General features: G+C 37.9%; 21 protein-coding genes. 6 read left to right on the forward strand and 15 right to left on the reverse strand.

Going from position 1 to position 20,432, the window contains the following annotated elements:
• Nucleotides 1–180: 180 nt before the first annotated feature.
• From mnmG to AB5Y61_RS04880, 5 genes are all read right to left on the reverse strand, one after another.
• Nucleotides 181–2,088 carry a tRNA uridine-5-carboxymethylaminomethyl(34) synthesis enzyme MnmG gene (gene mnmG, locus AB5Y61_RS04860; protein WP_368403357.1) on the reverse strand — a complete coding sequence of 636 codons (1,908 nt, stop codon included), beginning with the start codon at nt 2,086–2,088 and terminating at the stop codon, nt 181–183.
• An 8-nt stretch (nt 2,089–2,096) separates the two neighbouring features.
• Nucleotides 2,097–2,552 carry an NUDIX hydrolase gene (locus tag AB5Y61_RS04865; RefSeq protein WP_368403358.1) on the reverse strand — a complete coding sequence of 152 codons (456 nt, stop codon included), beginning with the start codon at nt 2,550–2,552 and terminating at the stop codon, nt 2,097–2,099.
• Between the two features lie 146 nt (nt 2,553–2,698).
• On the reverse strand, nt 2,699–3,130 hold the full coding sequence (locus AB5Y61_RS04870; protein ID WP_368403359.1) for an SseB family protein: 432 nt from the start codon (nt 3,128–3,130) through the stop codon (nt 2,699–2,701).
• A gap of 21 nt (nt 3,131–3,151) precedes the next feature.
• Complete coding sequence (mnmA, locus tag AB5Y61_RS04875; protein WP_315375782.1) at nt 3,152–4,273, reverse strand: tRNA 2-thiouridine(34) synthase MnmA; 1,122 nt, start codon at nt 4,271–4,273, stop codon at nt 3,152–3,154.
• A 204-nt stretch (nt 4,274–4,477) separates the two neighbouring features.
• Nucleotides 4,478–5,020 (reverse strand): LysM peptidoglycan-binding domain-containing protein, encoded by a 543-nt coding sequence (locus AB5Y61_RS04880; RefSeq protein WP_368403360.1) that lies wholly within the window; start codon nt 5,018–5,020, stop codon nt 4,478–4,480.
• A 228-nt stretch (nt 5,021–5,248) separates the two neighbouring features.
• Here AB5Y61_RS04880 and sdaAB point away from each other — a divergent pair, with 228 nt between their 5' ends.
• The 3 genes from sdaAB to AB5Y61_RS04895 are packed head-to-tail and all read left to right on the forward strand — an operon-like array spanning nt 5,249 to nt 7,433.
• The gene (sdaAB, locus tag AB5Y61_RS04885) at nt 5,249–5,920 is read left to right on the forward strand and encodes an L-serine ammonia-lyase, iron-sulfur-dependent subunit beta (RefSeq protein WP_368403361.1); all 672 of its coding nucleotides are present in this window, start codon (nt 5,249–5,251) and stop codon (nt 5,918–5,920) included.
• 9 nt (nt 5,921–5,929) lie between these two features.
• On the forward strand, nt 5,930–6,802 hold the full coding sequence (gene sdaAA, locus AB5Y61_RS04890) for an L-serine ammonia-lyase, iron-sulfur-dependent, subunit alpha (RefSeq protein ID WP_368403362.1): 873 nt from the start codon (nt 5,930–5,932) through the stop codon (nt 6,800–6,802).
• 1 nt (nt 6,803) lies between these two features.
• The gene (locus AB5Y61_RS04895) at nt 6,804–7,433 is read left to right on the forward strand and encodes an HAD hydrolase-like protein (protein WP_368403363.1); all 630 of its coding nucleotides are present in this window, start codon (nt 6,804–6,806) and stop codon (nt 7,431–7,433) included.
• A gap of 24 nt (nt 7,434–7,457) precedes the next feature.
• On the opposite strand, the gene AB5Y61_RS04900 is transcribed toward AB5Y61_RS04895, so the two are convergent.
• The 8 genes from AB5Y61_RS04900 to yfmF form a co-directional block, all read right to left on the reverse strand.
• Entirely contained in the window at nt 7,458–8,108 is a 651-nt protein-coding gene (locus tag AB5Y61_RS04900; protein WP_368403364.1) for a LysM peptidoglycan-binding domain-containing protein, read from the reverse strand.
• Nucleotides 8,109–8,265: 157 nt separating this feature from the next.
• On the reverse strand, nt 8,266–9,063 hold the full coding sequence (locus AB5Y61_RS04905) for an energy-coupling factor transporter transmembrane protein EcfT (protein WP_368403365.1): 798 nt from the start codon (nt 9,061–9,063) through the stop codon (nt 8,266–8,268).
• Nucleotides 9,056–9,898, reverse strand: coding sequence for an energy-coupling factor transporter ATPase (locus tag AB5Y61_RS04910; protein WP_368403366.1), 843 nt, complete (start codon nt 9,896–9,898; stop codon nt 9,056–9,058). The genes AB5Y61_RS04905 and AB5Y61_RS04910 overlap by 8 nt, the downstream gene beginning before the upstream one ends.
• Nucleotides 9,883–10,707 carry an energy-coupling factor transporter ATPase gene (locus tag AB5Y61_RS04915; protein ID WP_368403367.1) on the reverse strand — a complete coding sequence of 275 codons (825 nt, stop codon included), beginning with the start codon at nt 10,705–10,707 and terminating at the stop codon, nt 9,883–9,885. Before AB5Y61_RS04915 ends, AB5Y61_RS04910 begins: the two co-directional genes overlap by 16 nt.
• Nucleotides 10,708–11,247, reverse strand: coding sequence for a CDP-diacylglycerol--glycerol-3-phosphate 3-phosphatidyltransferase (pgsA, locus tag AB5Y61_RS04920; protein WP_368403368.1), 540 nt, complete (start codon nt 11,245–11,247; stop codon nt 10,708–10,710). It lies immediately after the preceding gene.
• A gap of 32 nt (nt 11,248–11,279) precedes the next feature.
• Entirely contained in the window at nt 11,280–11,687 is a 408-nt protein-coding gene (locus AB5Y61_RS04925) for a helix-turn-helix domain-containing protein (protein ID WP_368403369.1), read from the reverse strand.
• A gap of 26 nt (nt 11,688–11,713) precedes the next feature.
• Nucleotides 11,714–12,988, reverse strand: coding sequence for an EF-P 5-aminopentanol modification-associated protein YfmH (gene yfmH / locus AB5Y61_RS04930; protein WP_368403370.1), 1,275 nt, complete (start codon nt 12,986–12,988; stop codon nt 11,714–11,716).
• 8 nt (nt 12,989–12,996) lie between these two features.
• Nucleotides 12,997–14,244 carry an EF-P 5-aminopentanol modification-associated protein YfmF gene (gene yfmF, locus AB5Y61_RS04935; protein ID WP_368403371.1) on the reverse strand — a complete coding sequence of 416 codons (1,248 nt, stop codon included), beginning with the start codon at nt 14,242–14,244 and terminating at the stop codon, nt 12,997–12,999.
• A 156-nt stretch (nt 14,245–14,400) separates the two neighbouring features.
• On the opposite strand from yfmF, the gene yaaA reads away from it, so the two are divergent.
• On the forward strand, nt 14,401–14,763 hold the full coding sequence (gene yaaA, locus AB5Y61_RS04940) for a S4 domain-containing protein YaaA (RefSeq protein ID WP_368403372.1): 363 nt from the start codon (nt 14,401–14,403) through the stop codon (nt 14,761–14,763).
• Nucleotides 14,763–15,857: a DNA replication/repair protein RecF gene (gene recF, locus AB5Y61_RS04945; RefSeq protein ID WP_368403373.1), complete on the forward strand. Its 1,095-nt coding sequence runs from the start codon at nt 14,763–14,765 to the stop codon at nt 15,855–15,857. Before yaaA ends, recF begins: the two co-directional genes overlap by 1 nt.
• A gap of 45 nt (nt 15,858–15,902) precedes the next feature.
• On the opposite strand, the gene guaB is transcribed toward recF, so the two are convergent.
• A complete protein-coding gene (gene guaB / locus AB5Y61_RS04950) occupies nt 15,903–17,384 on the reverse strand; it encodes an IMP dehydrogenase (protein WP_315375755.1) in 1,482 nt (493 codons plus the stop codon).
• Nucleotides 17,385–17,526: 142 nt separating this feature from the next.
• A complete protein-coding gene (gene trpS / locus AB5Y61_RS04955) occupies nt 17,527–18,555 on the reverse strand; it encodes a tryptophan--tRNA ligase (RefSeq protein WP_368403374.1) in 1,029 nt (342 codons plus the stop codon).
• A gap of 205 nt (nt 18,556–18,760) precedes the next feature.
• Here trpS and AB5Y61_RS04960 point away from each other — a divergent pair, with 205 nt between their 5' ends.
• The gene (locus AB5Y61_RS04960; protein WP_368403375.1) at nt 18,761–20,383 is read left to right on the forward strand and encodes an ATP-binding cassette domain-containing protein; all 1,623 of its coding nucleotides are present in this window, start codon (nt 18,761–18,763) and stop codon (nt 20,381–20,383) included.
• Nucleotides 20,384–20,432: the final 49 nt, after the last annotated feature.

The raw sequence follows: 20,432 nt of genomic DNA on the forward strand, positions 1-20,432 counted from the left end.
ATTATACCATAAAAAGAGCTAAAAAGCGAGGTTTCTCCTTATTTCTACGAAGATAAGTAAGCACATATTTTTTCTAATATTTCACATTGCTGTAAACTATATTGACATATTTGTAAATACAGCTTGATCATTGTAATCTGACAAAAGAGGCTGAAGCAACTACTTCAACCTCTTTTCATGCTAATTTGTCTTACTCTTAGAGATGCTACGACTCTTGCCTTCAAGATAAACCATCAAGATAGAAATGTCAGCGGGATTGACACCTGAGATACGACTTGCTTGACCAATCGTTTCTGGATTAATTAATTTAAATTTTTGACGCGCTTCGGTTGCGATGGAGTCAATATCATCCCAGTCAATATTGGCAGGAATTCGTTTTTCTTCCATACGCTTCATTTTTTCAACCTGATCTAAAGCTTTTGAGATATAACCCTCGTACTTAATTTCAGTTTCGATCAACTCGATAATCTTATCATCTAGCTCTTCAGCAGCTGGTCCGATAAAATTAACAACATCTTGATAAGATACTTCTGGTCTTCTCAAGAATTCTTTGGCTGTGACAGCATCTGTCAATGGTTTAAAGCCTAGCGCTGCAACCTTCTCGTTCGTTTCCTTTACAGGTTTTAACTTAATACTGTCAAGGCGCTTCATCTCGTTTTCAAACTGATACTTCTTGGTTTCGAAACGTTGCCAACGTTCATCATCTACCAAGCCAATTGCTCGCCCCATCTCCGTCAACCGCATATCTGCATTATCATGACGTAAGATCAAGCGGTATTCTGCACGGCTTGTTAACAAACGGTAGGGTTCGATCGTTCCTTTTGTTACCAAATCATCGATCATAACCCCAATATAGCCATCACTACGTTTCAAAATGAGTTCTGGTTTTCCTTGGATTTTTAGAGCCGCATTGATCCCTGCAATAATCCCTTGACCAGCGGCCTCCTCATAGCCAGATGTTCCGTTGGTTTGGCCAGCTGTAAAGAGACCTGCAATTTTCTTGGTTTCCAAAGTTGCGCGCAGTTGATGAGGCAAAACCATATCATACTCAATCGCATAACCCGTTCGCATCATTTCTGCCTTCTCAAGTCCCTTAATAGAATGGACAAGATCCCGTTGAACATCCTCTGGTAAACTCGTTGACAGCCCTTGAACATAGACTTCTTCTGTATTTCGTCCCTCTGGTTCTAAAAATAGTTGATGGCGCTCTTTGTCAGCAAAACGGACAATTTTATCCTCAATGGACGGACAATAGCGAGGGCCTACTCCCTTTACAACACCTGTAAACATAGGTGCCCGGTGTAAATTATTCTGGATAATTTCATGACTATGCCCATTGGTATAAGTCAACCAACAAGGAACCTGATCCTTTACATAATCTTCATCACGCGATGTATAAGAAAAATGGTTTGGAGCTTCATCTCCAGGTTGAATTTCCGTTTCGTCATAATTAATTGACGATGCCTTTACACGAGGTGGTGTCCCTGTTTTGAAACGTCCAATTTCTAATCCTAGCTGTTTGAGATTATCGGCTAAATTGATAGAAGCTAGACTATGATTAGGCCCTGACGAATACTTGAGATCTCCAATGATAATTTCTCCGCGTAAAGCTGTCCCAGTAGTAACAATAACAGCCTTTGCCCCATACTCTTGGTGAGTCGCAGTCCTTACACCAACAACCTTACCATCCTCCACCAAAATCTCATCAATCATGGTTTGGCGGAGAGTCAAATTTTCTTGGTTTTCTACCGTTTTCCGCATTTCTTTTGAGTAAAGTTCTTTGTCTGCTTGAGCCCGAAGTGCACGAACCGCAGGACCTTTACCAGTATTGAGCATTTTCATTTGGATGTAGGTCTTGTCGATATTCTTCGCCATTTCTCCACCGAGGGCATCGACTTCACGCACGACAATCCCCTTAGCAGAACCACCAATAGAGGGATTACAAGGCATAAAAGCCAGCATTTCAATGTTAATAGTCGCAAGTAAGACCTTACAACCCATACGGCTAGCAGCTAGAGAGGCTTCTACCCCCGCATGACCCGCACCGATTACAATGATATCGTATTCTTCAATAAAATTATAAGTCATTTTTTCTCCTATTTCTCAAGATGGATGTGTTGTAATTTTCCGTCCCATTCTGGTAGGGCTGATTTTAAAAAGGCTGGTTTCAGGTCAACAGTGTGTAAATCATCTAAAGCAATCCAACGGCAAGGTAATTGCTTTGCATCTTCCTGCATGACCAAAGGTGCATCTTCCAGCAAGTCTACCAAATAATGAAATTCAATGTTATGGTAGTGGATTCCAGCTTGTTCGAAGCGATTTTCAACCACAAAAGCTAACGGACCTACTGTAGATGTGACACCAAGTTCCTCTTTGACTTCCCGAACTACAGCATCCTCTGTAGTTTCATTGACCTGAATAGCACCTCCGATTGTATAACAGCCGTCCTCATCTTCTATGACGAACAAGCGATTATCTTTTACAATCAAAGCAGTCGCTCTCACACCAAAAACGGTAGAACCTATTTTCGTCCGAAAATCCTGTTGCCTCATTTTACTTCCTTTCGAAATCACACAAAAATAGTCAAAACTCTGAGAAGTGCAGGACAAAAAAGCCTGCAACATCCATGAGCTTTGACCATCATTTCTATTGCTTTTATTATTGTAGCAAATTGAGAAAATTTGTCAATTTAAATATACTAAGATTGACGGATTGCTTCAAAAACTCCTTTGTCAATCTCAACTGGATCAGAGAATGCATCTAGAACAATCCCTCTCACTGGAAACTTTCCTATCCTTTCTGCAGTAAATAAACAGTCCGTAAAAGGTATTTGCAGCCAAGAAAAACGATCGTAATAATCTTTAGGAATATCCTGTTCCGTCAAGAAGCAAGGATAAAAGTAGTTGTCTCCCTTTCGTAGAATATCTGGTTTTAGACGAACACCTTCTTGTTCGTCACTCCCATCCATTAAAGAAGCATTAAAGGGAACCCAAACTTTGGATCGCTTCAATTGCATGAACAAGGCTTCAATCGACTCTGTCGTTTTCTCCCTCAAATACTGTTTCTTATAGTCAGAGAGAGGCATTTCGTTCTCTTTTTTATCTGTTTTTTTCTTAAAGAACTGAAACATCCTCGTTCCTCCTAGAAAATACTAAATATATTGACAAACTTTACCATCTCGATAAGCATTGTCAATCAAACCACCACCGAGACACTCTTCACCATCGTAAAACACAACAGCTTGTCCTGGCGTAATGGCTCGTTGAGGTTCTGCAAAAATCACTTCTGCCTTGTCACCTTTAACGTGTACAGTCACTTTGGAATCGGGTTGACGATAGCGAAACTTAGCTGTACATTCTAACGTAAATTCTTCAGGCATATCTCGTGTAAAGTGAACTTGACTAGCCTGTAAACTTGTTGACATCAGTGCTTCATGATAGAAGCCTTGACCAACGTAAAGAATGTTTTGACTAAGGTCTTTACCAACTACAAACCAGGGAGCATTGTCTCCACCTTGTTGGCCACCAATTCCAAGACCACCCCGCTGACCGATCGTGTAATACATCAAACCAGCATGTTCGCCCATATCTCGTCCATCGATGGTCATCATTCGACCTGGTTGGGCAGGAAGGTAGTTCCCTAGAAACTCTTTGAAATTCTTTTCTCCAATAAAGCAAATCCCAGTTGAGTCTTTCTTTTTAGCTGTCGCTAATCCAGCTTCTTCAGCTAGACGACGAACCTCAGGCTTTTCCAAATGTCCCAATGGGAACATGGTTTTCTGAAGTTGTTCTTGTGACAGTTGGCTTAAGAAATAAGTTTGATCCTTCCCATTGTCAACGCCACGTAACATATGGACAATGCCATCTTCATCACGCGTCACGCGCGCATAGTGCCCTGTCGCTACATAATCGGCACCGAGTGTCATGGCATAATCTAAGAAGGCCTTAAATTTAATCTCCTTATTACACATGACATCCGGATTTGGTGTCCGGCCTGCACGGTATTCTGCAAGAAAGTATTCAAAGACACGATCCCAATATTCTTTCTCAAAGTTGACAGAATAGTAAGGAATACCAATCTGGTCTGCAACTGCTGCTACATCTTTGTAATCTTCTGTAGCTGTACAGACACCATTTTCGTCTGTGTCGTCCCAGTTTTTCATGAAGATGCCGATGACATCGTAACCCTGTTGCTTTAATAATAAAGCTGTTACAGATGAATCAACACCACCACTCATACCAACAACAACACGTGTTTTCGAGTTATCACTCATAGATTTCTCCCATCTTTTCGTTTCTCACGATTGAAGGTCGTGGTTTGCTTCAACGATTGAAGGTCGTTTTGAGCAGTTACCATTTTAACACGCTTTATAGTAGAAAACAAGCATCTTACTATTCTTTTTGTTGATCAGGATCGATGGGTTTACAGGTCTGTAAATTAAAAAAGAGTCCTATTCAAGAACTCTTTTTAAACGAATTTAATACCAGCCATTTGCCAACCAGAAATTTTTAGCTGCTGACCATGATCCATAACGGTTGACAACGTATTGATTGGCCACTTTTTCTTGGTTTGCAGGTGATAAATCACCATTCAAATAAGTGATAGTCAATTGGTAACGACCATAATATTGGCCATTTTGTGCTGTATAACTACCACTTGACTCTTTTTGAGCAATCCATTCCTTAGCAGCTACATCTCCCGCACTCAAGCCATCTGAAGCAGAGACAGTCGTTGTTGCTTGTGTAGTATCAGTTTTACTAGTAGTAGCTTGCTCCTCAGTCTTTTTCGTTGTATTTGCACCTTCAATCTCAAGAACTTGACCAACTGAGATGAGGTTCACGTTACTAATCTTATTTTTCTTAGCAATTGCATCAACCGTTGTGTTCTTCTCTTTAGCAATAGCTGATAAAGTATCACCTGATTTTACAGTATAAGAATCTGCATTCGCTACAATTGGAAGGAAAAGTCCTGCAAGTAAACTAAGTCCAATTATTCGTTTCATCATTTGTTTTTTATTCATTATTATGTACTCCTTTATTGGTATACCTCTATACTACACAAGAAATATTTCATATTTATTGAAATTATATGTCAAATATTTCAGATAGATGTTAGAAAGACTAAAGTTTAGATATAATATAAATGCTTTAAGTCTTGCTTAAGATTTCTCAGATATTTCGGGAAAAATATAAGAAATCATCAGCCATATCTGATATAATGAAGTAAAGTGATCACAAAGGAGCAGAGCATGAACTCTTTAAAATTCCAATCAGTTTTTGATATTATTGGACCTGTGATGATTGGCCCATCCAGTAGTCATACTGCAGGTGCTGTTCGAATTGGTAAAATTGTTTCTTCTATTTTTGGAGAGGAGCCAAAAGAGGTTGAGTTCCAATTATTTAATTCCTTCGCAAAAACCTATCGTGGTCATGGAACAGATTTAGCCTTAGTGGCAGGCATCTTAGGAATGGACACAGATGATCCTAGAATCCCAGATAGTCTAAAAATTGCACATGAACGAGGCATTCGGATTGTTTGGTCTATTCAAAAAGAGAGCAATGCTCCTCACCCCAACACAACAACCATTACTGTAAAAAATGACCATAAAACGATTTCTGTCACTGGAATCTCCATTGGTGGAGGGAATATACAGGTTACTGAGTTAAATGGCTTTGCCATCTCGCTAAATATGAATACTCCAACCATTATCATTGTGCACCAAGACGTCCCTGGGATGATCGCTCATGTGACAGAAGCCCTTTCTCGCTATGATATTAACATTGCACAAATGAACGTGACGCGGGAAAAAGCTGGAGAAAAAGCGATTATGATTATAGAAGTTGACTCAAGGAGTTGTGAAGCAGCTATCGAAGATATCCGTCAAATTCCTCATCTTCATAATGTCAACTTTTTCAAATAAGGAGTTCGTATGTTTTATTCAATTGTAGACCTCGTAGAACAAGCAAGCACGCAATACGAAGGAAACGTCGCAGAGTTAATGATTGCAACTGAATTTGAACTAACTGGTCGTGAACGCGAAGAAGTCCTCCAATTAATGACCCGGAATTTAGAAGTGATGGTTGATTCTGTAAGGTTAGGGTTAAATGAAAATCACTCTCGTAGTGGGTTAACCGGTGGCGATGCCGCAAAATTAGATCGCTATATCAAATCAGGAAAAACGTTATCTGACTTGACCGTCTTAACCGCAGCAAAGAATGCTATTGCTGTCAACGAACACAATGCTAAAATGGGATTGGTCTGTGCAACACCCACTGCAGGATCTGCTGGCTGTCTTCCCGCAGTTCTCACTGCAGCAACCCAAAAATTAGGGTTAAACCGTCAGCAACAATTAGATTTTCTACTGACAGCTGGAGCTTTTGGTTTAGTGATCGCCAATAATGCTTCTATTTCAGGTGCAGAAGGTGGTTGTCAGGCAGAAGTCGGTTCTGCTTCAGCTATGAGTGCGGCAGCATTGACACTAGCTGCTGGAGGAACTCCTTATCAAGCGAGTCAAGCAGTCTGTTTTGTCATCAAAAACATGCTTGGGCTCATTTGTGATCCAGTAGCAGGGCTTGTGGAAGTTCCATGTGTCAAACGAAACGCAATGGGAGCCAGCTATGCCTTCATTGCTGCTGATATGGCCTTAGCAGGCATTGAATCAAAAATACCTGTTGATGAAGTTATTGACGCCATGTACCAAGTTGGTTCTAGTCTTCCGACTGCCTTTAGAGAAACAGCTGAAGGAGGATTGGCAGCAACACCAACCGGTCGTAGATTACAAAAAGAGATATTTGGAGAATAACATGCAAGCCTTATTTTTTGACTTAGACGGAACATTAGTTGACAGTTCCAAGGGAATTACAGAGAGCTTTCAACATACATTCGATACCTTGAAGGTTCCTCAACCCGATCTTAAAACCATCCGAAGTTTTATGGGACCACCTTTGATTTCTAGTTTTGAAGCTACTCTTCCTGAAGCTTTGGTAGATCAAGCTGTAACTATTTATCGTCAGTATTACCATGAAAAAGGTCAATACAAATCAACTCTGTTTCCTCAGATCGTAGAAGCTTTGAAAGCATTACAAGACGAAAACATTCCCCTTTATGTAACGACTTCAAAACATGAACCAGTTGCTTTACAGATGTGTCAAGATTTAGGTATCGCTAAATACTTTAAAGGAATTTATGGATCCAATTCAGATCGTATCCACAAAGCCGATGTCATTCGATACGCCTTGTCAAGCAATGACCTTCCAAAAGAGGAGACAGTGATTATTGGAGACACAAAATTTGACCTCATTGGAGGTAAAACAATTGGAATAAAAACTATGGCAGTCTCTTGGGGATTTGGAGATCTTGAAGAGCTACTTCTTTACTCACCAGATTATATTTGTCATTCTCCACTTGACATTCTTGAGACATTAAAAAAATAGGTTTACAAATTGTAAACCTATTTTTTAATAACCCCAAGCTGATAAACCTTGTGAGCTATATGCATTGTATGCAGACTGGATTTGATCATCAACTGTTGCAGTTGAACCCCAACCTGGCATTGTTTGGAACAAACCACTGGCACCAGAAGCATTTGCTGCATTTACTTGACCATTTGATTCACGGGCAATGATCGCTTCCCAAGTAGAAGCAGGTACGCCCGTCATTTCAGCCATACGAGCAGCCGCATAAGATCCTTGTTCTCCAGCAGTATTCCCATTTGATAGAACAATTCCACCATTTGTTGATTGTGCAGAAGTCACTGCAGCATTTGCTGCATAAGTTGTTTGTTTTTGAGCAGTTTGTGCTGCTGCAGTTGCTGTAGGTGCACTTTCAGCAGGTTTTGCTTGCTCTTGTGGAGCAACTTTATCAATCATAGATTTTGAGCGCTCACCTAACTCAATAATTTGTCCTGCATAGATCAAATCTTCATTAGTCAGATTGTTAGATGCAATAATATTTTCTACTGAAGTGTTATTTTCTAGTGCAATTTTTGATAGAGTATCTCCAGACTTTACTTCGTAAGTTTCAGCATTCACTGTAGCAATACCAGAAATGAAAAGTGATGCTGCTGAAAGTAGGGAAGTGACTGTCCATTGGAACTTTTTACTGTTCATGAATTCTATTCTCCTTTCGAACATAATTCTATCATACACACAAAATGTTACAGTTTATTGTAGAATATATTACAAATGTTACAAGAATATGTGAATTTAATGTAAAAAGCGCTTTGTATAGCGCTTTTTCCTTATTTTTGAACCAATACAACTAGCTCTATCCATTTTTTAGATAAAAAACTATCAACATGAGGCACAGAATAACGAGCAATGCCAGGGTATCTTTTACTCCCCACTGCAGAGTCCGATAACGTGTTCGTCCCTCACCGCCTTTGTACCCTCTCGCTTCCATCGCAATTGCTAATGCATCTGCGCGTTTAAAACTAGAGGCAAACAAAGGAATGAGGATTGGAATAAAGGAACGGATCCTTTTTAATAGGTTTCCTTCACCAAAATCGACACCACGCGCCCTTTGCGCATTCATAATTCGATTCGTATCATCTACTAAGGTTGGAACAAAGCGCAAACTCATAGATAGCATTAACCCAATCTCATGAGCCGGAACCTTAATAATTTCTAGTGGGGTAAGGATCTTTTCAACAGCATCTGCTAAACTCAATGGTGTCGTCGTCACGGTTAAAATCGTCGAATAAAAAATGATTAAAATAAATCTACAAAATATGATGGCGGCTTGCATCAATCCTTGGTCGGTTAATTTAAAAAACCACCATTGATACAAAATAGTTCCTTGAGAGGTCGCAAATAATTGAAAAATAGTTGTAAACGCAATGATAAAAATCATTGATTTTAAGCCTTTAATATAAAAACTAACCGAAATCCTCGTTAGATACATTAAAACAAAAATAAAACCAAAGAGAAGAACATTTGTCTGGATATTATTTGCCCAAAACAGAAGAAATATGAATAAAAACATTGAGAGCAACTTCCCACGAGGATCTAGTTGGTGGATAATGGAGTTTCCAGGAATATACCTTCCCAAAATCATATTATTCATGAAGTAACAGCTCCTTTAGTTCCTCAATTTTGATTGGTAGTCTGTTCAGAGGAAGTCCTCTTCGTTTCAATTGGAGAGCAAAATTCGTAATTTGTGGGACTCCTAATTGAAGTTTTTGTAAATACTCAACCTGTTGAAACACTTCCCTTGGGGATCCGTTTAGGACAAGTTTTCCCGCTTCTAAAGCAAATACGGTATCAGCAAAATTTGCTACATCATCCATCGTATGAGTTACCAGAACTAGGGTCATCCCATTTTTATGTAATGTCTCAAACAGCGCCATCAATTCCTTTCTTCCAGCAGGATCTAGCCCTGCTGTCGGCTCGTCCAATACTAAAATCTCTGGTTCGATAGCTAAAATACCCGCGATCGCAACCCGTCTCATCTGTCCACCAGATAGTTCAAATGGACTTTTATCATAGATAGACTCTTCTAAACCAACGATCGCTAATTTTTCTTTGGCTATTTCCTCCGCTTTTTCCTTAGGTACCCCAAAATTTTGTGGTCCAAATGCTACATCAGCTAGAACGGTTTCCGCAAATAGCTGACTTTCTGGAAATTGAAAAACCAAACCGACTTTTTTTCTCAGGTACTTCATTTCTTTTGACTCAGAGTTATTATCCAAAACAAAATCTTCAAATTGAATCGTTCCTTTAGTCGGACGCAGTAAACCATTTAGCATTTGCAACAAAGTAGACTTGCCACTACCAGTATGCCCGATGATGGCTGTATAAGATCCATCTTTTATTTCCAAACTAATATCAGAAATCGCCTGCCCCTCAAAAGGACTTCCCTCTTGATAAGTATAATAGACATTCTTTAAAGAAATTCCCATAGTTGGTCTAATAACTCACTTTCTGTTAAATAATCCTGTGTTAGTGGAAAATGCGAACTGAGAGATTCTTGGACCTGCTTACTGAATGGCTTATCTAGTCCAATATCAGTGAGATCCTTTCTTGAAAACAATTCCCTCGGCGTCATAGAAGACTCTAGTTTTCCTTTTTGAAACACGAGTGTTCGATCACTTAAGGCAATTTCGGTTAAATCATGGGTAATGGAGATAATTGTTAATTGAAACTTTTTCTGAAGTTCTCTCATTACCGCCATTAGATCCTCTCTACCTTCTGGATCTAACATACTAGTTGCTTCATCAAGGATAATAATAGTTGGTCTCAAGGCGATAATACCTGCTATGGCCACTCGTTGCTTTTGACCACCTGACAAACGAGATGGTTCGCGATCTTTAAACTCCAGCATACCGACTTGCTCAATGGCATTCTCCACACGTTGAAGCATTTCTTCCCGTGGAATTCCTTGATTTTCTAAACCAAAGGCAACATCATCTTCTACTGTCGCACCAACAAATTGGTTGTCAGGGTTCTGAAATACAATCCCAATTTTACTACGGATTTCCCATATAGTTTCACGAGTCAGTTGTTTTCCATCAATGTAGATCTCACCAGAATCAGCTTCCAAAAGACCATCAATCAGGCGTACAACCGTAGATTTTCCACTACCATTGTGTCCAACAATCGAAAGCCACTCTCCTTGTTTCACGTGAAACGAAACCGTGTCAATTTGATACTCTTCTACTGTTTTATCGTATCGAAAGGATACATTTTTTAGCTCAATCATCTGTTTCATTTATTTAAATGTGTCTTTAAAGAGATAGCTACTTCCCTTAAAGTAGTCGTAACCAGAATAAATTGTGAAAATCAATGCAATATAAAGCAACACTTGCCCTGGAAGAGTAAAATGGCAAAGCAAAAAGATAATCGCAAACATTTGGCTAAAGGTTTTAATTTTTCCAGGCATAGCTGCAGCCAAAACTGTACCGCCTGTCTCAACAAGCAGAAGACGCAAACCAGTGACAGCTAACTCACGACAAATGATAACAGTTGCAATCCAAGCAGGAACCATTTTTAATTCAATCATCATAATAAAGGCTGACATGACCAATAATTTATCTGCCATTGGATCGGCAAATTTACCAAAATTACTCACTACATTCCATTTTCGTGCAAGAAAGCCATCTAAATAATCTGTAATACTAGCAATTGCAAAAATAACTGCCGCTACAATATGTCCTAAGTAAGAATGACTTAAACTTAAAATGGCAATAAAAATAGGAATCATCACAACCCGAATTAATGTCAATGCATTGGGTATATTTTCTTTTTTCATACTTCCTCCAAAAAAATAAACTATCTTTACATCTATTTTACAGATGCTGTAAACTCATAAAAATATACGATATAAATCACAAAGCCAAAAATGGCAAAACTAACTAGTAGATAATATAGGATTGGTAACCAGCTCGCTTTCTGTCTTAATTTTCTTGAATGAAGCTCTTCCTCATCTACAAGTATTTCTTCATCAAATAACAATTCTTTTCCTTCACGAAAAGCTGTCAATAGGATGGACTCATCTAATCCCAAAGCCCATGCTAACTTTTTAAGATAGATCTGAGCGTAAAAGGGACTCGGTAATAGATCAAACTCATCGTTTTCCAACACTTCTATATAAGGAATTTCGATGGCTGTCTTACTTGACACATCTTGTAAACTCAAGTGTAAATTTACTCTTGACAGTCTTAACACTTGACCAATCGTTCTCTTCTTCATGTTTTCCCTTCTTAATACATTGTGTACTACTTTTGAAAAATCATATAGTCAACCATCTCAGCCTGGTCGACGAACTGACGCCCTAATTTAATGATATCTTGTAAACTAATACCTTGTAAAATCTTTGGAAGATCATAAGAAGTGCTACCGTCTGAAAAATATTCAAACTGAGTGGCACTATACTCAAGCGAATTTAAACCTTGTAAGAAATCACCAAACATTTCGCTTTTAATCGTATCCAAATGTTCCTGATTGACATCTGGATCCTTCTCGAATTGTTTGATCGCTGACCTAAATTGATGAGATAAGGACACCGGTTCTTGAGTATCCATTGTCAAAATAACGAAATGAAATACTTCCTCAACCTCGACTTCAAGTGTCAATGAGTTGTCAATCTTTCCAGCTTCATATAAACTTTGAAACCTTTGCGAAGTCCAACCAAACATCATCGAAAATAGTAATTTCAACATCAATTTATAACGAAATTTTTCCTCTTCCTTAATGATATCATTTCCTCGAATTCCAATTGCCAACTTAGGAGTAGCAACTTCCATTCTACAAGATTGATTCAATCTTACTTCATTTTTTTCTACAGGAAAACGTTCTAACTCCACAGATGGATGAGTAGGAACTCGATCATATTTCTTTACTATTTGCAATACTTCATCAACATCAAAGTTTCCGATCACTAATAAGTGCATTTGAGAGGGATGATAGAATAGATCAAAGTTTTCACGGAGATTATCTATTGTAATGTCAGAAATAGACTCCCTAGTTCCAGCAATATCATCTGCTAACGGCGTTCCAGGATATAAATTTTCTAAAGCACCAAAAAATAATCGATAGTCTGGACTATCTTGGTACATTCCAATTTCTTGTTGAATGATTTCTCTTTCCTTAGATACAGATTTTTCTGTAAAGGAAGCCTTTGAAACCATCTCCAATAACAATTGAATATTCTCAGGGACTTTTGAAGTTGTTGAGAAAAGATAACTTGTCTTTGTAAAGCTTGTAAAGGCATTACTTTCCGATCCTAAATGAACGAATTTTTTTAAATAATCTTGACCATTTTCATCTTCAAATACCTTGTGTTCTAGAAAATGAGCAATTCCTGCAGGATATTGTCTTTCATCCCCATTCACTAGAATTCGTGTATCCACTGAGCCAAACTTAGTTGTGATTATTCCATAGGTTTCATAATAATCTTCTTTGGGAATGAAATGAATAGTCAACCCATTTGACAAGCGTGTAAAGTAAACTTCCTCACCAACTGATTCATAATATTTTTCTTTAATTTTCAATCTTTACACTACTTTCCTTCCATAAAATAAACAGACTGTAAATTAATTGTTTTTGCCACTTCAATAATTTCTTCTCTACTAACCTTATCGATAGATTCTAACCACTCTTCTAAAGAAAGGACTTTCGTTCCTAGGATAGTTTTCAGATATTCCCTTTCAATCAAGGTATTTTGCCGATCCTGTGCTAATAAGGTTGTATTTATCAACATTTCTTTTGTCAATTGAAGCTCTGACTCTGTAAACTTGCCTCGTTTTAAATCATTCAGCTGTCTCATAATCAAGGTCATTACTTTCGTGCGAGATTCCTTATCAATGCCTGCAAAAACTCTCATAAAGCCTGTAAAAATATCAAAATGGCTCGAGATGGTATAAGCAAGACCTTCTTTCTCACGAATTACTTGAAAAAGTCTTGAATGCGAGAAAGCTCCCAGCATCCCATTTAATACAACTAGTGGGATATGGAGAGATTCTCCATATTGGGTAGAAAAATGGTAACCTAATTCTAAAATAGATTGTTGATTTTGTTTTTGCTCTAACTTTTCTCTAACAACATTTGTAAAAGGTTGTTGATAGTTGACAGATAAATGGTTATCACGTGGCTTGAATTCAAGCTGGTTCACTCGATCCACAATAGCGACCTCATTAAAATCGCCTATGAAAAAGAAGTCAATGTTATCAAAATGAAGCATCTGGTGAAACTGTGAAAGAGAACTTTGAGCTGTCTCTTGTCTCACTAAATCAACTTTCCCCAATCTTGACATCCCGATTGTTTCGTCTTCAAAAAATAGTTGATTCAATTGCCCATGTGCATAATAATAAGGCTCTTCAATTTCTGACTCCAAATCGGAAATCGTATTTTTCTTTTCAACGTCAAATGTATCACTGTCAAAGTGATCTTCTACTACCAAAGGTGAAAAGAAGATAGTTTCTATAATGTCCAAAACCTCATCAGTAAGAACATTTTTCTTGCTTAAAAAGTCATCGCGAACAAAGGAAATATTCAAATCAACATAATGAACACGCCCCCTCTTAGAGACTGAGGTTGACAATTCTACCCCATATAGACTCGCTAATTTTTCACGGAATAATTGTGAGGTTGGATATTTTTGGTTTGCAGTTTCCATCATACAAGCTACTAAAACACGTGCAGCCACTGTATTTTCATTCAATGGCGCTGTAAACCGGACCTTAATTTTATTGGTTTTGAATTTTTTTGATTGAAGAAAGTGAAGATTCACGCCCTTTACTAATTCCATTTTCATCCTCGTTCTACTCAATAGTAACTTTCATTATAACACGAAATCACACTAAAATCCTAATTCAAACTGAGAAAAAAGGTTCTCACTTCACTCAAGATTCTCTACCCTAGAAAAACTAAAAATATGGTATAATAACACGCAAAGAGGTGAACTATGAATTACAAATTATTTGATGACTTTATTACATTACAAGCAATCCTAAAAGAACTCAGTATTATACAGAGTGGTGGTGCAATCAAAGCCTTTCTTCAAGAAAAAGAAGTCTTTGTTAATGGTGAATTAGAACAACGGAGAGGCCGTAAACTTCGTGTCAATGATCAAATTGACATTCCTGAACTGAGCATGACTATCACCATTCTTGAACCTTCTCAAGAAGAAATAGAAGAGCATCTTAAAGAGAATGAAGAAAAGGAACGTGTTGCTAAACTTGTCAAGCAACTCAATCAACAACAAAAGAAACAACCGACAAAGACTAACAAAAAAGAAAAAGCAATTCGCTTTCCTGGTATCTCGTAATGTGGTTAAAACAGTTATCCATTCAACATTTTCGTAATTACCAAGAACTTGAAGTTGAATTTCATCCTGGCTTGAATATTTTCCTAGGACAAAATGCTCAAGGAAAAACCAATATTCTCGAATCGATTTATTTTCTGGCCTTAACCAGAAGCCATCGAACACGAAATGATAAAGATCTCGTCTACTTCGAATCCACAGATTTTAAAGTTTCTGGTCTATTACAAAGAGAAACTGGACCGCTTCCATTAGAAATTTCCTTAACACCAAAAGGCCGGATGACTAAAGTCAACCATCTAAAACAAGCTAAATTATCAAACTATATTGGTCATATGAATGTCGTCCTTTTTGCACCGGAAGATTTGCAGCTGATCAAAGGATCACCTGCAGGACGTCGAAAGTTTATTGACATTGAATTAGGTCAGATGAAACCTCTCTATTTATCCGACTTATCTCAATACAACCATGTTCTCAAACAAAGAAATAGTTACCTAAAAAATTCAGAAAAAATGGATGCTACATTTTTGGAGGTGTTAGATTCACAACTAGCTAGTTTTGGAAGTCGCGTCATCCATCATCGACTTGATTTTATAAAAAAATTAGAAGCTAAAGCAAAAGAAAAACACACTCGACTTTCTAACAACAAAGAAGACCTATCAATTCAATATCAGTCAACTGTTTTTTCTGAAGAAGGAAATGATATAGAGGAGCAGTTTCTCTCTATGTTGGAAAAAAATCGTCAGAAGGATATTTTTAGGAAAACAACAAGTATTGGACCTCACAGGGATGAGTTGGCATTTTTTATCAATAATATGAATGCTACCTTTGGCAGTCAAGGTCAGCATCGAAGTGTTGTTCTTTCTCTAAAATTAGCAGAAATCGAATTGATGGAAGAAATCACAAGAGAAAAGCCTATTTTATTACTTGACGATGTCATGAGTGAACTTGACAATTATCGTCAACTTCAATTACTTGAAACCATCTCTAATAATATTCAGACATTTATTACAACGACAACTCTCGATCATTTAAAAGAACTGCCTGAAGAGTTGAAAATTTTTACTGTTCAAGCTGGCCATATCAAAACAACACCTTGACAATATTGTCAAGGTGTTGTTAATTATATTTACATTTTTGTAAACTTATTGTGCTGAGTAGTTAGGTGCTTCGTTTGTAATTTGCACATCATGAGGATGGCTTTCTTTCAATCCTGCGCCACTCATTTCAACAAATTGTGCATGATCATGTAAATCTTGAATGGTTGCTGCACCAACATAACCCATACCTGAACGAATACCACCGATCATTTGGAAGACCATATCTGCTACAGAACCTTTATAAGCAACGCGTCCTTCAATTCCTTCAGGGACCAGTTTATTGGCTTCATTGACAGATCCTTGGAAGTAACGGTCGCTAGAACCTTTCTTCATTGCTGCAATAGATCCCATACCACGGTATGTTTTAAATTTACGACCTTGGAAGATTTCTGTTTCACCTGGTGCTTCATCTGTACCTGCAAGCATTGAACCAAGCATTACCGCATTTCCACCAGCTGCGAGTGCTTTGACAATATCTCCTGAATACTTGATACCACCATCAGCAATGATCGTTTTTCCATATTCACGAGCTACAGCGGCGGCATCATAAATGGCAGTCACTTGAGGAACACCAACCCCTGCAACAACACGAGTTGTACAGATTGATCCCGGACCAATTCCGACCTTAACTACGTCTACCCCTGCATCAAATAATGCACGAGCACCTTCAGCGGTTGCAATATTTCCTGCAATCAAGGTACGATCTGGGAAGTGAGCACGAATTTCTGCAATCTTACGAAGAACACCCGCAGAATGTCCATGAGCAGTATCGATGACAATAGCATCTGCACCAGCTTCAAAAAGAGCTTCTGCACGTTCAAAAGTATCTGAAGTAACCCCTACGGCACCAGCTACAAGCAAGCGACCAAATTCATCCTTAGCTGCATTTGGGAACTCAATAACTTTTTCAATATCTTTGATCGTAATCAAACCAGAAAGACGACCATTTTCATCTACTAATGGTAATTTTTCAATGCGGTGTTCTTGTAGAATACGCTCAGCTGTTTCCAAATCAGTACCAACTGGTGCAGTCACCAAATTTTCACTTGTCATGTGATTTGAAATAGGTTGATTGTAATCAGAAATAAAGCGCAAGTCACGATTGGTAAGAATACCAACTAATTTACGATTTTCAAGTGTTTCAACAACTGGAACACCACTGATTCGGTATCGTCCCATGAGCTCATTTGCTTCTAAAATTGTATGAGACGGGGTCAAATAGAAAGGATCAATAATAACACCATTTTCAGAACGTTTTACTTTGCGTACTTCATCTGCCTGTTGCTCAATTGACATGTTTTTATGGATCACACCAAGTCCACCAGCACGTGCCATTGCAATTGCCATTTGACTTTCTGTCACTGTATCCATTGCGGCAGTAATGATTGGGATGTTCAAGCGTAAATTACTTGCTAATTGTGTACTTAAATCTGCATCATTAGGCAATACGTGACTTTCTGCTGGAATCAAAAGCACGTCATCGAATGTAAACCCTTTTTTTAAAAACTTTGTGTCCCAATTAGACATTAGCTGGATCCTCTTTTCTTTTTATTGAGCAAGGCTCGAATTTTTATTGTTAATATCATACCATTCTATCGCAATTTGTCAATCATTTATTGGTAAATTATCAATGAACAGTAAAGAAATGTTCGCTATTAATGAAGTCGGTTTATTTTTTAAAATAGGTAATTCCCATCGCAGATTTTACTTCATCCAGTGTTTGAGCTGCTACATTTCGAGCGCGCTCACTTCCTTTTTCAAGAATAGAGTATACTTCCCCCATATCCTTTGCAAACTCAAGGCGTCTTTCACGAATTGGTCTTAATTCACGATCTAAAATTTCTAAAAGATATCGTTTGGTCTTTACATCACCAAGTCCACCACGTTGATAATGATCTTTCATTTCTGCAATTTCAGCTGCATCTTCTGGACGGCCAAATACATCCAGGTAATGAAATACCATATTTCCTTCGATTTTTCCTGGATCCTCTACTTTAATATGATCCGGATCAGTATACATACTCATCACTTTTTTCTTTAAAGTATCTGCATCATCAGCTAGGTAAATTCCATTATTCAACGATTTAGACATTTTAGCATTTCCATCTAAACCAGGTAAGCGACCAGCTCCCTCATTTTCAGGATAAATTCCTTCTGGTTCGACCAAAGCATCTGTGTTGTAAGCATGGTTAAAGGAACGAACAATCTCACGAGTTTGTTCAATCATTGGTTTTTGGTCATTTCCTACTGGAACAAAATTTGCTTTAAATGCTGTAATATCAGCTGCTTGTGAAATAGGGTATACCAAAAATCCTGTTGGAATACTCTCACCAAAACCTTTTTGAGAAATCTCAGTTTTTACAGTTGGGTTTCTTTCAAGTCGTGCTAAAGATACCAGATTCATATAATACATAGTCAATTCTGCCAATTCAGGAATCTGACTTTGAATGAAAATCGTAACCTTTTCAGGATTTAGGCCAGCAGCTAGATAATCTAAAGCAACATTGCCAATAGACTCTACTATAGTTTTTGGATCTTTTGCATGATCTGTCAAAGCTTGCTGGTCTGCTAGAAAAACAAACATATTATATTCATCTTTATTTTGTAGTAAAACGCGATTTTTTAAAGAACCAACATAGTGGCCAATATGAAGTTTTCCTGTTGGTCTATCTCCTGTCAAAATGATGGGTTTTGTCATACTCTTCTCCTTAATCGTTATCCTTATCATTATAGCACTTTCTAGTTGAAAATGTTAGTCTATCCTCTATGTTTGTGACGAAATAACACTTTACTATCATGTCAACTAAATTTACAAAGTTGTAAAAATAAATTTACAGTAAAAAAGTTGAATTTTCCTCTTTTTTCTAGTAAAATGAAGACATTATAGAAAGAGGAGAAAATCATTGCTTACAGTATCAGACGTCTCACTACGTTTTAGTGATCGAAAATTGTTTGACGATGTCAATATCAACTTTACAGAGGGAAACACATACGGTCTCATTGGGGCCAATGGTGCCGGAAAATCAACCTTTTTAAAAATTTTAGCTGGAGATATCGAACCAACCACTGGTCATATTTCTCTTGGTCCAGATGAACGTTTGTCCGTTCTTCGTCAAAATCACTTTGACTATGAAGACGAGCGTGTCATCGATGTTGTGATCATGGGGAATGAAAAACTCTACAACATTATGAAAGAGAAAGATGCTATCTACATGAAAGAAGATTTTTCTGACGAAGATGGTGTCCGTGCAGCTGAACTTGAAGGGGAATTCGCAGAACTTGGTGGATGGGAAGCGGAAAGCGAAGCTTCTCAATTGCTACAAAATCTAAATATTTCTGAAGATCTTCACTATCAAACGATGAGCGAGTTAGCTAACGGGGATAAAGTGAAAGTTCTCCTAGCTAAAGCACTTTTTGGTAAACCAGATGTCCTTCTTTTAGACGAACCAACCAACGGTCTCGATATTCAATCCATTACCTGGTTAGAAGATTTTCTGATTGATTTTGAAAATACGGTTATCGTTGTATCCCATGACCGCCACTTTTTGAATAAAGTCTGCACCCATATGGCAGATCTTGACTTTGGAAAAATTAAACTTTACGTCGGAAACTATGATTTCTGGAAAGAATCTTCTGAACTTGCAGCAAAATTACAAGCAGATAGAAACGCAAAAGCTGAAGAAAAAATTAAACAATTGCAAGAGTTTGTCGCACGATTCTCAGCCAACGCTTCAAAATCAAAACAAGCAACATCTCGTAAAAAAATGCTTGACAAGATTGAGTTAGAAGAAATTGTTCCATCTAGCCGGAAGTACCCATTTATCAACTTTAAGGCGGAACGAGAAATCGGAAATGATCTCTTGACAGTTGAAAATCTCTCTGTCAAGATCGATGGAGAAACCATCCTTGACAATATCAGCTTTATCTTACGTCCTGGTGATAAGACTGCTCTAATCGGACAAAACGATATTCAAACAACTGCATTAATCCGTGCATTGATGGATGATATTGAATATGAAGGAACTGTTAAGTGGGGAGTCACAACTAGTCGTTCTTATCTACCCAAGGACAACAGTCGCGATTTTGCTGGTGGTGAAAGTATTCTTGATTGGCTTCGTCAATTTGCAAGTAAAGAAGAAGATGACAACACTTTCCTTCGTGGTTTCTTAGGACGGATGCTCTTTTCAGGTGACGAAGTTAACAAGTCTGTCAACGTCTTGTCAGGAGGAGAAAAAGTTCGTGTCATGTTGTCTAAATTGATGCTCCTTAAGTCAAACGTTCTTGTACTAGATGATCCAACCAATCACTTGGATTTGGAGTCCATTTCAAGTTTGAATGATGGATTGAAGAATTTTAAAGAATCAATTATCTTTGCCAGCCATGACCACGAATTCATTCAAACACTCGCCAACCATATTATCGTTCTTTCAAAAAACGGCGTGATCGATCGCATTGATGAAACCTATGATGAGTTTCTTGAAAATGAAGAAGTTCAAGCAAAAGTGAAAGAACTTTGGAGTCAATAATAAAAATAAAGAGCCCTGAAATAATGATTTCAGGCTCTTTCAGTAGAAA

The sequence above is a fragment of the Streptococcus parasanguinis genome (genome assembly GCF_040908565.1).
Classification (GTDB): Bacteria; Bacillota; Bacilli; order Lactobacillales; family Streptococcaceae; genus Streptococcus; species Streptococcus parasanguinis_AC.